The organism is Ornithinibacillus halotolerans, from assembly GCF_014637405.1.
Lineage (GTDB): Bacteria > Bacillota > Bacilli > Bacillales > Amphibacillaceae > Ornithinibacillus > Ornithinibacillus halotolerans.
Genome location: NZ_BMEY01000013.1, coordinates 48022 through 63037 on the forward strand (window position 1 = coordinate 48022; position 15016 = coordinate 63037).

18 protein-coding genes and 1 pseudogene are annotated in these 15016 nt (G+C 32.8%); 2 read left to right on the forward strand and 17 right to left on the reverse strand.

Annotated features, from left to right (window positions below; genetic code table 11):
• Positions 1-15: 15 nt before the first annotated feature.
• The 5 genes from IEV35_RS12930 to IEV35_RS12950 form a co-directional block, all read right to left on the reverse strand.
• A complete protein-coding gene (locus IEV35_RS12930) occupies positions 16-771 on the reverse strand; it encodes a DUF4181 domain-containing protein (protein ID WP_188385074.1) in 756 nt (251 codons plus the stop codon).
• A 138-nt stretch (positions 772-909) separates the two neighbouring features.
• The gene (locus IEV35_RS12935; protein ID WP_188385075.1) at positions 910-1773 is read right to left on the reverse strand and encodes an NAD-dependent epimerase/dehydratase family protein; all 864 of its coding nucleotides are present in this window, start codon (positions 1771-1773) and stop codon (positions 910-912) included.
• 123 nt (positions 1774-1896) lie between these two features.
• Positions 1897-2049 (reverse strand): hypothetical protein, encoded by a 153-nt coding sequence (locus tag IEV35_RS12940; RefSeq protein ID WP_188385076.1) that lies wholly within the window; start codon positions 2047-2049, stop codon positions 1897-1899.
• Positions 2050-2213: 164 nt separating this feature from the next.
• Complete coding sequence (locus IEV35_RS12945) at positions 2214-3425, reverse strand: MFS transporter (RefSeq protein ID WP_188385077.1); 1212 nt, start codon at positions 3423-3425, stop codon at positions 2214-2216.
• Between the two features lie 15 nt (positions 3426-3440).
• On the reverse strand, positions 3441-3842 hold the full coding sequence (locus IEV35_RS12950; RefSeq protein WP_188385078.1) for a MarR family winged helix-turn-helix transcriptional regulator: 402 nt from the start codon (positions 3840-3842) through the stop codon (positions 3441-3443).
• Positions 3843-4086: 244 nt separating this feature from the next.
• Here IEV35_RS12950 and IEV35_RS12955 point away from each other — a divergent pair, with 244 nt between their 5' ends.
• Positions 4087-4914, forward strand: coding sequence for an FtsZ/tubulin family protein (locus IEV35_RS12955; RefSeq protein ID WP_188385079.1), 828 nt, complete (start codon positions 4087-4089; stop codon positions 4912-4914).
• 315 nt (positions 4915-5229) lie between these two features.
• On the forward strand, positions 5230-5850 hold the full coding sequence (locus tag IEV35_RS12960; RefSeq protein WP_188385080.1) for a YqaA family protein: 621 nt from the start codon (positions 5230-5232) through the stop codon (positions 5848-5850).
• Here the strand turns inward: IEV35_RS12960 and IEV35_RS12965 are convergent.
• The 12 genes and pseudogenes from IEV35_RS12965 to IEV35_RS13010 form a co-directional block, all read right to left on the reverse strand.
• Entirely contained in the window at positions 5847-7187 is a 1341-nt protein-coding gene (locus IEV35_RS12965; protein ID WP_188385081.1) for an ISL3 family transposase, read from the reverse strand. The genes IEV35_RS12960 and IEV35_RS12965 overlap by 4 nt on opposite strands.
• A gap of 114 nt (positions 7188-7301) precedes the next feature.
• Entirely contained in the window at positions 7302-8198 is an 897-nt protein-coding gene (locus IEV35_RS12970; RefSeq protein ID WP_188385082.1) for a DUF2268 domain-containing putative Zn-dependent protease, read from the reverse strand.
• Positions 8182-8955, reverse strand: a complete 774-nt coding sequence (locus tag IEV35_RS12975) for a MerR family transcriptional regulator (RefSeq protein WP_144928813.1) — start codon at positions 8953-8955, stop codon at positions 8182-8184. Before IEV35_RS12975 ends, IEV35_RS12970 begins: the two co-directional genes overlap by 17 nt.
• 293 nt (positions 8956-9248) lie before the next feature.
• Positions 9249-9458 (reverse strand): hypothetical protein, encoded by a 210-nt coding sequence (locus tag IEV35_RS12980; RefSeq protein WP_188385083.1) that lies wholly within the window; start codon positions 9456-9458, stop codon positions 9249-9251.
• Between the two features lie 35 nt (positions 9459-9493).
• Positions 9494-9613, reverse strand: a complete 120-nt coding sequence (locus IEV35_RS20210; protein WP_229740753.1) for a DUF6254 family protein — start codon at positions 9611-9613, stop codon at positions 9494-9496.
• 26 nt (positions 9614-9639) lie between these two features.
• Positions 9640-9807, reverse strand: a complete 168-nt coding sequence (locus tag IEV35_RS12985) for a hypothetical protein (RefSeq protein WP_188385084.1) — start codon at positions 9805-9807, stop codon at positions 9640-9642.
• Between the two features lie 74 nt (positions 9808-9881).
• The gene (locus IEV35_RS12990; RefSeq protein ID WP_188385085.1) at positions 9882-10568 is read right to left on the reverse strand and encodes an OmpA family protein; all 687 of its coding nucleotides are present in this window, start codon (positions 10566-10568) and stop codon (positions 9882-9884) included.
• On the reverse strand, positions 10558-12387 hold the full coding sequence (locus tag IEV35_RS12995) for a MotA/TolQ/ExbB proton channel family protein (protein ID WP_188385086.1): 1830 nt from the start codon (positions 12385-12387) through the stop codon (positions 10558-10560). The genes IEV35_RS12990 and IEV35_RS12995 overlap by 11 nt, the downstream gene beginning before the upstream one ends.
• 156 nt (positions 12388-12543) lie before the next feature.
• The gene (locus IEV35_RS13000) at positions 12544-13752 is read right to left on the reverse strand and encodes an alanyl-tRNA editing protein (protein WP_188385087.1); all 1209 of its coding nucleotides are present in this window, start codon (positions 13750-13752) and stop codon (positions 12544-12546) included.
• Between the two features lie 194 nt (positions 13753-13946).
• Positions 13947-14087: pseudogene (locus tag IEV35_RS20465) on the reverse strand (mechanosensitive ion channel protein); the annotation flags it as partial.
• Complete coding sequence (locus IEV35_RS13005; RefSeq protein ID WP_188385088.1) at positions 14041-14310, reverse strand: hypothetical protein; 270 nt, start codon at positions 14308-14310, stop codon at positions 14041-14043. The pseudogene IEV35_RS20465 and the gene IEV35_RS13005, both read right to left, overlap by 47 nt.
• A gap of 141 nt (positions 14311-14451) precedes the next feature.
• Positions 14452-14985 (reverse strand): STM3941 family protein, encoded by a 534-nt coding sequence (locus IEV35_RS13010; RefSeq protein WP_188385089.1) that lies wholly within the window; start codon positions 14983-14985, stop codon positions 14452-14454.
• Positions 14986-15016 lie beyond the last annotated feature (31 nt).

Below are 15016 nucleotides of genomic sequence, written 5' to 3' on the forward strand. Positions count from 1 at the left end.
TTTCTTTCCCTATCCTTAAATCTCTGGATCATGCCATTCTATATTATTGTCATTTAACAAATCGTAAACTTTATTTTCACCTTTTACATTAAGCCAAGTCAGTTCACCTGTATTTAATGTCAAAAATTTATCATAAACTGTTATTTCAATACTTTGATCGCCATTAAAATAGAGACGGTAATAATTATTTAAGTTTACTTTCGATACATCCCTCGTTTGGAGTTCAGTTTCAGAGAATGCTGCTAATATTTCCGTTATCAACTTGGAATCATCAATGGTAGCTTCACCCTTGTAATTCATTGCCTTTAACACATCTCTAACATTTTCATCCCATGCATAATTAACAATTTCTATTTGCTGAATAGATTCTGGGGTAAATGATTTAATTTGTTGTTCTGCTTCTTTATATGGTTCCATATATTGAATCCCATAAAAAACGGAGCTAACAAAAAGAATAAATAATCCTAAAGTAGAAACAAAACTAAGCAGATACTCCCTCTCTTCTCGATCATATTTATATTCCATAAACGTCCTGTAGCTTAAGAATAAAACTGCAAAGCCAAATAGGATATAGATATCCGCTGGGGTTAAAACAAAATAAATAACGGCAAGTATTATGACGAATCCAATAATAAATATCCGCTGTATTAGTCTATCTAAATTACTATACGCTCTCAGTGGAACAGGACCTACTTCGATTTTCAATTTTCTTTTTAATATTGTCTGAATAAAAATGGTGATAAGTGAGACACAAATAACAAGTAATAGCATATGACACGCCCATTCTTTTTCATAATTTTACTAATATTTTAGCACAAGGACTTACAATATGGCTATTTCTACATAAAATCTGAAGCGTACAAAAAAAGAGATGCGGTTCAAATCCAATTGATCCACACCTCTCAACATTTATTTAGATAAATAAGCGACTAAATCCGGTAACCAATCTTGAAGATTTGTAAAGTTATATCCAAGATTTTTTGCTCGATCATTACTAATCGTCCATGTTTCTTTAATTCCATATGGAGATTCTGCAAGTTTCTCCGTTGTAATGTTTATCGTTGCATTAGTTTTCTTAGATATCAATCTCATTAGGTCTCCCATTGAAATTGTACCATTGGCACAAACATTAACTGGTCCATTAAAATTGGTATCTGCTACCCAAGCTAGAAAATCTCCCGCCTCTTTCTGGTGAACAAAACACATTTCCGCTTCAAGATTTGGAAAGTAAATCTCCTTACCTTCCTTAGCAGACAAAACATAATGTAATAATCGTTCGGTATAATCTTGTTCTCCAAGGACGATTGGAATACGCATGGCTACTACTGGAAAAGATGTTTTTTGGAAAAAATAACTTTCAGCTTGTCTTTTTCCTTCTTGATACGAAACCTCTTGTCTATCAACCATCTTCAAATCATATGTGTAGGGATCGAATTTTTCTTCTGCCATATTTTCTCCATAATCATAGACTGATAATGTTGAAGTGAATACATACCGTTTCATTCTTCCAGTTAAAGTATTTGCTATTATCTCGGCATCATTTGATGAGAAACATAATTGGTCAAAAACAACATCCCATTCTCTCCCGTGAACAGCAGATTCTACCGAAGAATGATCAAATCGGTCCAATTTTAGCCGTTCAACTTTATCACCAAATGGATCTTCACTTGTTTGTCTCGTAGCAATAGTAACTTTTACACCTTGATTCAATAAATTCTCTACTAAGTTCACGCCAAAAAATCTAGTTCCACCAAATACTAATGCTGTGTTCATATTTCTTCCCCCTTACTATCATATTTTCATAATAGCATGATAAAACAAAAAATAATAACAAGAAAACAGTTGCCTTCTTGTTATTATTTCCTTGATATTGCAGCGCCCTTTTCGAAGAACAGATTAACTTACTTCTCTAGTATGGTATAAGTGGAATTGTTGTTTCTTCATATTTCTTAATTTCTTTTCCTTTTTTAATCCATTTGAACCAGCTGCATATTTTCTCATTTCTTTTAATCTATTCTCTATAACCATTCTATTGAAATCCATATACATGTTATTTCCTCCCTTAGTTATCTTACTCTTATCATATACAGTTACACTTTTTTTAACCTCGGGATGGCGACTGATATTTACAAACAAAAAATCCCTACTAAAAGAGTAGAGATTTTCAGTCTGAAGGCTGATACAATTTTTTCTGTTAATTTGTGCTTATATTACTATACATTTTCTACTGGTACTTGTTCTTTCACTTTCTGCTCTTTTCCTTGCCAGGATTGTTGTAACATAAACATACCAAGCACAATCAATAGCAATATAGCACAAGTAATGTATAATACTTGGAAATTAAACATTGCTACAATTAATCCAAGTACATAAGAACCTGTTGCTATTCCGATATCCCAGAAAATATAAAATGTTGCAGTAGCATGTCCACTTCTACCGGGACCACCAGCTTGGATACACATCGTTTGGAAACTAGGTAACAACGAACCACTTCCTAATCCAATTACCGCTGCGGCAACAAGAAACATCCATGGTGAACTTGTAAAGCTTAACAACACTAGACCTGAACTAAACACTATTAAACTTGGAATAATGACGTATTTTGGCCCTTTTACATCAAATAATTGTCCTAATGATGGACGAGCAAGAATCATAACTACAGCAAAGACAACAAAGAAATAACTAGCAACATTTTCTAATCCATTTGTATTCGCAAATACACTAATATAAGAAAGAATACTAGAATAAGCCACACCTACAAATAAGCTAATTGCAGCAATCGGTAAAGCTTTTGTTTCAACTAAATCATGGATAGAGAATTTCCTCATTGTATTTTTTATTATTGTATGAGTTATTTGAGGGACCTTAACTTGGAAGGCACATAGAACACTCAGGAGGATTATAATACTTACAACAAATAGAAAGACCTTAAAAGAAATAAACTGAATCAATGTTAAACCTAAAAACGGACCTACTACCATAGCTATATTGGTAGCCATAGCGAAATAACCAAGTCCTGCTCCTTTTCTTTCATTTGGCACTACATCAGCTGCGATTGCACTTACTACAGTCGTTAATACACCAAAAGAAAGACCATGTATAAATCTTAGAATCATTAAGCCAATAAAACTATCTACGAGCAAATAAAAAAACATGGTACCCGAAAACAATCCCGTGCCCCACATTAATGTGTTTTTCTTACCTACTTTTTCTATTAAATTACCTGATATTGGACGCATAATGATTGCAGCAATTAACATAATCGTTACAACTAATCCGCCCTGGGCCTCCGTACCTCCCAATTCTTTCATAACATAGATAGGTAATGTTGTTAATAATGTATAAAATCCAATGAAGACAATGAATTGAACTAAGGAAATGTTAATAAAATCTTTTGTCCATATTTTAGTACTATGATTGCTCATGCTATACTATCTCCTCTAATCTAACTTATTTAGTAAATGATATAACAACTTTTTTTCTTCTTCGTTTATGTTGGAAAGTACCTCTTCATCATGCGTTGATACAATAGCTTCTATTTCTAAATAACGTTTCTTTGCCATATCTGTAAGTTCTATATACCGTTCACGACGATCAGCGCCTGTAATCCGAATAACCCAGCCATTTTCTTCCATTCTTTTCACGGTACGTGTAATAGTCGGTGCATTGACATGAAAATAATTCATAATTTCCTTCTGTGTTTTTGCCCCATGATTATTCAAATAGTAAAGTATTGACCACTGGGCATTATATAACCCATACTCCTGTAAACTTTCATTCAATTTCTTATTAATCAACCGTACACGCTGATTTAAAAGATGAATTAAATCCTGGTTCAACACAACAAAGTCCCCCAATTAGTTACCTAGGTAAGTATTTTGCAATAAAATATATATTACTTTATTTATATATAATTGTAAAGTGTTAGATTGATAATAACCGAAAAAAAATTAAATAATCACCCACTATGATTAAAATAGCTTTCAACAAAAATAGTCCTTTTTCTTAACACAATGTGACAAACTTTCTCTGTTGTATCTGTTATTATGGTGAAAATAATGAAATATATCAGTAGGGAGAGGCGACATGGAAAGAATTTTTGGACCATTTATGATGGACACAGATTTCTCAGATAAAAAACAATCGATTATTGCAGAACTAGAACAAGCTGATATGTGCTTTTATCGTTTTATAGGTGGAAATCCTAGTGAGACCCAAGAATTAAGGAATAAATTAGAGTCCTTACGTGAAAGAAAACCATTATTAATTGGAGTATTTCGATTTCCGTTTTCTTTTGAAGGAAAAAGAAGAGCTCTAACTGCTAAAGAACAATATTTCATAATGAAAGATTTCTGTGATGCAGTAATCTTCTTCGACAGTGATGGATTAATGGATACAATCGCCCCAACTACTCCAATTCATGAAGCACAAGAAACTTTTGACATGATTGAAGAGCATACAATTAATACGTTACGTGAAATGGTTGATGATACAGGAAAAATTAATATTGACTATCAGGATATAAAAACATTTATATACCGAAATAGAGGGCCACTTTTCATACATACAATAGAGGGCCGAAATTTTGATCAACCTTTAAAATATTTTATTCAAACCCCCTATCTTCCAAATGATTTCACTGAGGCAGAACAATTAATCATTAATATTGGCTATACTGGTGAAGTCGATATGGAGGCATTTAAACAAATTAATCTTAGGTTAAACGACCTCTTTGATAAGGCAGAGCTCTTTAAAATTGGTTCTTATTTTATCAATGAACCAGGACATAAATTTAGAATTACGTTACTTGTTAATGGACTTTCAGATCCAGTAGAAACACCTATAGTAAAGAATAAGAAAACACGAAGTAAATATAAAAATTTTATTCAAAAATGGTTAGCTGCTAACCGATAACAAATATACTGTGTTATCCCAACCTAATCTGTTATACATGATTCTCTAAAAGTCGTTCAGACTATTGAGTAAGGAGGGATAACCATGGCTAAAGATAAGAATAAAAAACATAAAAGTAAAAAGGAACTAAATGAAATGAAAGGTAAAGTAAGGTATCCAAAGAACAGGCAATAACTCCTTGGACTAGCTCCTTAATTCATCTACAATCAAGAAGCTAAGTAACAGTTTTCTACAAAGTTAAACACTTTAATAGAGACTGTTACTTTTTTTATGATATAATTTCCTAGAAGTAAAGCTCAATAAAGGAGATATGTCATGGTCCAACAAGTAAGTGATTTTTTTGAAGATTTTGGTTTTATTGGGATGTTTATTCACTCTTTTATCGACGCCATTATATTCCCAATACCTGCTTTTTTCACCCAAGTTTCACTCAGTCTTATAAACCCTCAATCAGCCATATTGTTAGCTACTGTTGGCTATATAGCATGTCTTCTAGGCACACCAATCGGATATTTAATTGGTCATAAACTTGGAGAACCTATACTGCATAAGTTCTTGAAAAAAAAATGGATTGACAAAGCTACTGACTCCATCCATCGAAATGGAGAAGCAGCCATCTTAATTGGAGCTTTCACACCTATACCATTTAAAGTATTTACCATTCTATCAGGATGTTTTCATTTTTCTATATGGAAATTAATCGGCTATGCCGCAATAGGTAGAGCATTTAAATTTTATATCGTAGGTATTTCTTTTTATTTATTTGGACAAGCATCTGAGGAATTTATTACTAATTATCTCACCTATATAATGGGTGGAATCGCTATAATCTTGCTGGGCCTCTTTTATATAAAAAGGAAATTCGGAAAAGGAAAGAAGCAATCTGTAGAGAAACAAAAAAAGGGTAATCGGAAAATAGTGTGGAAAGAGGGTTAAAAAGTACCCTCTTCCATAGCCTTAGACAGTGTGGAAAAATCAGCACCATAAATTTCTTCATACACCCATTCATAACCAGTTTGTGACCAACTTGGGAATTGATCGGGTAACATTTTTCCAAAAGTAACTTCAACTTCTTTGAATTTCTTTTTCTTTTTAACTTTACGATAGCCTTGAGTAAACAAAATCTTTGCTCTAAGGGCTTCAAAAGAATAACCACGACCAACATGGTTCATTGTCTTAATTAAACGATTGAGGGATTCCGTATAAGCGTTTGTAATAGGAGAATTGAAATAGTTGAATATTTCTTCTTCCCAATTATTCATAGCCCTAATCAGATCTTCAAAATAAGTCATTAATTCTTTAGGTACATTTGAAACCCAATTTTGATAGAGTATATAGGCATCGTTGATTGATTCAGCTTCATAGATGTCAAAGAATTGCTCTTTGAGTTCATAAGCCTGTCCGAGTAATGGAAAGTTCTGAGTCCATACCTGTAGCTTTATCTGGTCATCAAAGTCTGTTAAGTCTTTACTCCTTGTAAGAAGCACATAACGATCTCTCATAAGTTGTCTACGTTCTTTGGCTGTAATATTTTTACGGTTAGCTTTTCGGATTTTCTCTAAGGCTTCATTGGCTAATTTAACGACATGGAATTTGTCAATTACGATTTTGGCATGTGGTATCACTGTGTTAACAGCACTCTTATAAGGATTCCACATATCCATTGCTACAAGTTCAATTTTATCAATGTCTTGGAGCTTTGAAAGATAACTGATAACATTATCTTTATTGCGTTTGCGTAAGATGTCAATTACTGACTTGTTTTCAACATCTGTGATGACACAACGATAGTTTTTAAGTAAATGGACTTCATCAATACCAAGCCATTTAGGAGTTCTAAAATCAGTTTGAGCTTCAAACTCATCAACGTAGTCATTAAAGATGTTTCGTCCAGTCTTTTCGTCAACGCCAATCTCTTCTGCAACACTGGTAAACGTTTTTACAAGGCTTGCTTCTTGAATCCAATTAATTAGCCTATTGGTAACAGAACGGCCTTCATCTATATCTGGAAGACTTTCAAAGAATGTAGCCCCACACTCATTACATTTGTAACGTTGTCTTTTAACGAAGATGCCAACTCGTTTAGCGTGCATCGGCAAATCAAAGAATAATTGTTCCTTTTTACCATGCTTATATAGATTAGCAACCGTACCACATTTTGGGCAATAAGAAGGAGGTGGCAATGTAGTCTCAACTAAGAACCTATAATCATATTCACTCTCCTTCATATCAAGAATCTTAAAACTTGGTAGATTGAGCATATTAGTTGTCATTATTTCATTTCCCTTTGTTTATTGAGCATTTAATAAGAAAATCATATGAATTGCAGTTAAATAAGAAAGGCATTACTTAGCTATCACAGTAATGCCTTCATTAGTACAAACAGGTTATTTAGAAAACAGTCCACAATTGCTTAGTATTTCATCTGTGCCAAGTAAGGTAGCTTCTTCTATCCCCACATTATTGGTTTCCATGAAAGACTGCACTGCATGGTAGCCTACTGCATAACCAGCAAATGATGATAAGCCAACAGGTTGATAGCCTTGTTCCTTTGCAATGGTATCACCAAACATATAACTGCTGACCTCAGCAAACCCTTTAATATCTAAAGCATCCTTTATAACTTCTTTTGAATATTCTAAGTCCTCTTTATCAAAAGAAGTAACCCAAGGTCCTAAAAGATCTTCTCCATAAAGTTCTTTTGCAAATGACTCAGCTAAACCCTCTATAATTAAGTAATCACCAACGGTAACGTCTCCATGATCCCAATCAAAATATGAAAAACGGATATTATGATGGAATTCATGTGCAATTACAGCAGGAATCCTTGGAATATTATAGGAGTTTGGGTAAATAGATACTTGAATAAACCCTGGAATTCCTCCAAAACCACAATAACCTTTTTGTAATTCGAGCTTCTTCGGGTCAGCTATATACATACCAAATCTCAATTCATCAGCATTAATATTTATATTATTTTTTTCAATAAAATCAATACAATGATTCAAAGTGCTATGTGCTGTTTGAAGAGCCTGAATTTCTTTTAAACTTTCTAATGCTTGTCTTCCAGTTTGAGTATCTGATACATTAAGATAGCCAAGCATATTTGTAGCCATTATTACATCATACCCATTAGGTTGCTTAGCCTTTAATGGAACATTAATCATATTCCACATCTTTTCAAAAGGCTTCATCATTGAGTACCGATAAAAATTTTCTTTATCTTCTTCCATTGAAAACAATTTATCGTATTGTTCAATTGTATCCTCAATTATTATTTTCATTGCTACCACCTCTTATTTGATTATTCGTAAAGACCTCCATCGCCTCACTCATGAGTTTTGCTAAACCCTCACCATACTGATCTATATTTTTTGTGAAACGTTCATCATTAATATAAAGTTGACCTAATCCATAAAAGGCATCAAGAGAGTACTTACTAAAATTTTCATTTAAAAAGTCATACCATTGTTTAATTGTTGCTTGTACCTCTTGGGATTCGGGGGATTGATCACGAAGGCATGCAAGTTTATTGAAGATCATATCCCATCTATCAGATAAATCATTTTGTTCATCTTTGGACATTCCCTTTAGTTTTGCGTTTATCTCATCAATAGATTGATTTCCCCAACGGCGACGAGCCTCTTCTTCAAATTGGTTGAATCCAACGTTAATTCCCTCAAACCTCTCTTCATTCGTCATTTGTATTTCTCCCGCCATATGTTTAATCGTCTTATCAATGGTTTCAATCATTTTATCGACTTTTTTTCGTTTCTCAATCAACATTTTTCGTTGTAAAATCAATGCTTCTTGTCGGTTAAATAAAGGGCTGTTAATAATCTTTTTAATTTCCTTTAAGGTGAATCCAAGTTCCTTGAAAAATAAAATTTGTTGTAATGTTTCAAGGTTTTCTTCTGAATAGAGTCGATAACCAGAATCAGTGATTTCTTTTGGGGTCAACAATCCAATCTGATCATAATGATGAAGTGTACGAATACTAACACCAACCAATTCTGCCACTTCTTTTACCTTCATATCCATCACTTTGCACCTCCTTCAATTACCACTATAGAGTATTACGTTACGTTAGAGTCAATAGAAAGAAGATACTTTATAAAAAGGGATTTTGTATTGAAATACTTATTTTTAAATGAAGAGCTTTTTTGTGAGCAATTATGAGGGTTTATAAGAATTCCACACTATTATCCGATTTACGATAAGATAAACATTATCTATTTATTTGGGGTTTTCCACACGATAATCCGAATACCCCAAAAAAATTATGCAGGGTAAGCCAAAAGAGGTAGATTGATGAATCTACCTCTTTTTTGAACTTATTCATGAATAAAATAGGTTAATTGATCGGCTTCTTTATCCCATTCAACTCCTACTTCAATTTCTTTTCCTTTACTATTTCCAACAAAAAAATTTCGATCACCATGTTCACCTGCAACAGAGAGTTGTTTTTCAAATTCTTTTGAAACATCCTCACCTAAAATATTGTTTACGTGATTTATGGCTTTTTCATGTGATAAGTACTTCATTCCTATGCTCCTAATTCGTTTTCATGGGTCATTTACTATTTATTTTTATCTACTTCTTCAGCTAATTGTTCAAATGGCTTTACTTTACCGTGTGGGTTATTTGCATTTTTCTTAGCACGCTTTTGCCTTTCTTTCTCTCTGTTTGTACGAGTCAATTTGGACACCTCTTTTTATGATATAATTACTGACTTTCGCGATTACTTTTACGAGCTTTTTTTGCTTTTTCTTTATGTGCTTGATTTGCCTTAGCACTTCCAAATTCGGTTGAAAACTCTGTATCCTGCTTACTAGAATCAAACCCTTGTTTGTTTTTTTGATCAGGTTTATTTTTCTTTGTTCGTTTAGCCATCCCTTTCCCTCCTTTTTATTTAGTATGGAAAGGGAATTCTATAATATACAGTTAGGTAAAATCACATTAATAAATTACTCTCCTAGTAGCTCTCTAGTTCTATTTAATATTTCTTCATCTTTTAGACGAAACTTAAATTCCACTCTACGCGAAGCTTCTGGACTATACTCTCCATTTTCACCGGTTCGAGAATCTGTATATGATTTACTATTCACTGTTAATTTCTCTTCTAATTCAGACTGTATATTTTTATAGGGAAAATTATCTCCTAAAATATACGAAGCAACACTATAGGCACGGTTTTGAGCTAGTTCTAAATTATATAAGTACCCACCCGCTCTGTCTGTATGCCCCTCAATAATTATTTCAGCAACATACTCTTCATATTCACTTCCTAATAGTACATCCAAATATTTCGGAACAAATTCATCCAAAAACTGGAAAGATTCTTGTTTTAATTCAGCTTTATCAAATTCAAACAAAATATCTGTTTCAAATATGATTGCTCCAGTTTTTTCATCGACTTTAATACCAGTACCACTAAATTCTGTTTTTAAATCATTCACTAAATTTACCCTTACCCCCATTATTTGATCAATTGTTCGTTTCATTTCCTCAATTTGAAATGATTTAATGACCATCATTACAATAAAAATTAGTATAAAACAAAGTAATATTACCGTTAATACATCCGTAAAAGATGGCCAAAATTGACCTTCATCGCTCTCCTTTTTAAATAAACGTTGATATTTAGTATCCATTGTCATTCATCCCTATACCTGGTTGTCTAGTTGGAACTTGATTACTTACGACACTTAATTGTCTTATTAATGCTTGCATTTCTCTTGCTAACTCTTGTACCATTCTTTGAGTATATTGAGCATTGCCTTGTTGAATCTGTTCATTAATACGCTTAATGTCCATGAATTCACGTTTCATATTGTCATTTATTTGATCCATTACACTAGAAATATTTCGGACTACTTGGTCCATCCGATTACTAAACGAACCTTCAAAACTGGATACGTAATTTGAAAGTGTATCCTTTAAAATTCCAACACTTGTTTCAATTTGATTTTCTCTATGATTAAATCCTTGATTCATTTGCGATATTTTCGAATCCAGTTCTTGCATTAATTGATTATTTTTTATACTCACTTGTTCAAAAGTCTTCGTTACATCCCGTAAATTTCTTTCAAATGTCATTGACTCTGTTGTATGTTCTTTTAAATGATTACTAAATGTCCGATTAAAATGTTTCAGTTCTTCAAATCGATCAGAAAGTAAATGCTTATATTCATTTTGAGTTTGATTGATAATGGTAAGTGCTTCAGGTAAATTAGATATTGTTCCCCCAAGCCGATCAAAATCTCTCGATAGTTCAGCTAAATAATTCGAAATATCTCCCATTCTTGAAGATAAATCTGAACCAAAGATGGCTTTTAATTCACTATTATTAGTCTCCATTCTCTTTACTAACTGATTAGTTTGACTCATAATTTTACTGTAAGAATCAGAGACGGCTTTTTGTCCCTGTAAAATAGATGACGTAAAATTCTTTAGTTCTTCTACTGTATTAAGAAATTGAAGTAATGTTTGCTTTTGTAGTTCAGAGGCTTCCATAACCTTTTCATGAGTTCCTTCAACAACTTTGACCATTCGCTCATTTTTATCATCGACACGCTTAAAGTAATCAAAAAGGGATTCAAAATTATCATTTAATCGATTTGTTCCTTCACCGAATCCATGAGTTACATCTTTCATTTCATGGAATAAACGATGAAATTCTTCTAGATTGCTTTTTAGCCCTTCATTAAACAATGCTAAATCTTTCGCAGATTGTTGTAAGCCTGTTGTATATTCTTGGAAACCTGCAAATGCCTGTTCAATGTTCCCTAATGATTGTTGATTGGTATCTTGTAGACTAATAATCGAATCGTTTATTCTTTCTGAAACCTCGATAAGTTTAGTTAAATTATTGTCATGATGACCTTCTAATTGTGATTCAACTTTTAACATAATATCTGTCAGCATATGTTCGGTATTTAAGACTTTCAGTAAAATAGTCATTATTAAGGATGAGCCCATTCCTACAATACTCGTATAAAAAGCCACATCGATTCCAGTAAGAACTGCGGCAATATTTTCAATTAATTGATCTCCGCTTGAACTAATGTTACCTAATGAAATCGTTAGTCCAATGAAAGTACCAAGTACCCCAATTAAAATAAATACCGAAACAGTCATTTGAATCATTTTTATCAAATTGACTACTGGTAATCCAAATACGCGCCAACTTGAAAAACGTTCTTGAACAAAAGTTTCTACTGATATAGGTTCTTCTTTTACTTTTTCTTCATATTGTTTTTGAAATTCTTGTAATGGTTCAACATTAATTTGGTTTGTGTCACTTATGTAATTTCTTAGTTTTTTGAGTTTAGTATAAAGTGCAATATGTCCAATTAACGTAACAACAAAACCAATAAATAGAACCATAAAAATCAGTTCAATCAGTGGACTAGAAAGTATAGAAGCTGCTTTTTCTTCACTCGTAAACATCTCTAAGATAAACTGAACCATAACGACCTCTCCCAACAAAAAATCATTTATACATCCTATTCAAAGACAAGCAAAAACATGCTTTAAAGGTGTCTGACACCACCCGAAAAATGTCATATTGTGCCGAATATAAAAAAGCTTTTCATCGATAACGACGAAAAGCTCTAATTTAAAACACTAGTTTTTCATATCAAAAAATGTACTAACAATTAAATCAAACAATTCTTCCTTCGATTGAGTTTTTTCCCCTCCACCTTGAGCAATATTTTCATTGCCTCCCCCTTTTCCATTTATCTTCGGTAGTACAATTTTAATTAGTTGATTCATATTTATCGGTAGATTTTCTCCTTTTGCACAAACAAGCTGAAGCTTGTCACTTGTTTCATTTACTATACAAATGAATGATTCACTTGATAAATTTGCTATTTTCTTTGCCAATTGCTGAAGGACAGCCATTGGTTTATTCTCAGAAGATATCTTAATTACCGATTGGCCCTCTATTATTTCAGCCTTTTCAATATAAGTAGTTGCTTCATAATCAACAATTTCCATCTGTAATGTAGCGATCTGTTTTTCATATTCACTCATTTGAGCTAACATTTGTTCCGTAACAACTTCTAATTTTTCTTGTGGTGCACTTAGTAGTTTGGTTAGTCGTTGAATTACTTGATGTTTTGTGCGGAGTTGTTGTCTCACTCTTCTACCACATACAAAGTAAACACGAATATGCTTTTTATGTTTTTCCCAATGTAATACTTGAATGGATCCAACTTCACCTGTTGAACGAGGATGTGTTCCTCCACAGCCGTTATAATCAAATTCAGGGATGATGACAAGACGAATATTTTCCGTAACAGCTAATTCTTTTCTTAACTTATATTTATTAATTTCTTGTTTTGTAACCCATTTTGTTTCAATTGGACGATTCTCAAGAATAATTAAATTTGCCATTCTCTCTGTTTGGATAACTTCATCTTCAGTTAGAGAGTCTGTGTGTAAATCAATCGAACATAATTCAGTACCTAAATGAAAGCTTATCGTTTCATACTTATACTCTTCGGCAAAGGCAGCTGATAATATATGTTGACCAGCATGCTGCTGCATATGATCCATTCTTCTATCCCAGTTAATTTCACCGACACATAATTCTTCTTTATTAATTGGTTCTTCTATGTAATGTCTTATTTCTCCATCAATTTCTTCTACATCATAAACTTTTACTTCATTCAATGTACCTATATCATGCGGTTGTCCGCCACCAGTTGGATAAAAAGCGGTTTGCTCTAATATAGCAAAGTATTTGCCATCATCATCCTGTTCGATTTTTTCTACTCTAGATGAAAACCTTCCTAAATATTGATCCTGATAATACAATTTCTCCGACATTTAAACACCGCCTAATCCCAATAATCTTATGTATACTATAACTTTTCAACATAGAAAATTAAAGTGATGGTATGTTACTAATAGAAATGTGGTTGTGTAGCTTTAACAATGGAAGACAAGCATTGAAACCAAAAATTGTAGCATATTGAAAAAGGAAGTAACTTTGAAACATAGTTACTTCCCTTTTGATATTCCTACACCTGTTTACTAATATTCACTTGGTGTGGATACGGTATTTCAATATTATTTTTATCGAGTGCTTCCTTCATTGCTTTTCTTAATTTACGTTCAACTCCCCATTGCTCTCCGTTTTTTGTCTTCCCAATAGCTCGTAAAAAGTAAGAAATAGGCAAAGAGATTTTTCGAAATAGATTCTAATGTTTTCGCCCTACCAGAATTCATTTCATTTTGTTTTCGAATAAACACTCTTTCAATTGCCTTATTACCAATTGATTTAATGATAAAATAGGCAATTATTATGGCTAGGAGTTTTAGCGCAATAATGCCAATATCCAACAACAACTCTGACCAATTGATATGTTCTATCCATTCTAACATCCAAACACCTCTTCTATAAAATCTAGTAATCTGGCTATAAGTAGACTACTATATTAAGATTATTACCCGAAATCTATGAATATATAACACCATAAAAATGAGTAGAGCCAAGCACTTATTATTCAAGTGCTTGGCTCTACTTTAATTTAAATTATCTTTCTCGTAATCTTTTTTCCAAAAATAGCCTATCGCATCAATTAATTCATCTAGAGAGCAATCAAGTATTTTTATTGGAATATTAACTTGAGTTGCCAAAAGGCCTTTATTCATCTGATTAAGAAATCTCTTAAAAGGGGTTGAACGATTAATAATTAATTCAGGATCGATTGTGTAGATCCCTAAATATGTTTGACCACCAAAATTCACAAAATCAACATCTGCAATTTCACTCCACTTAACAAGCCCAGCCCCTATATATGTAGATTGATCGATAATACCCTCGTTATTCAAAATAATTGCCGGTTTTCGTTTCAACATACTCTTAATCCAATAGATCATACAAAGACCAAAAAAGATAAAACCTATTCCCCCAATTATAATTAATTTCCAACGATCATTACTACTGTCACCAAGACCGACTACTAGTAATAGTCCACTTACTAAGACGAAAAGAATACAGAGGATTCCATAAAGGACCAACTTTCCCTTCTTAGCATAAATAACTATTTCATTCATTCAGCATTCTCCTCTCTTTTGCTAGTATAAC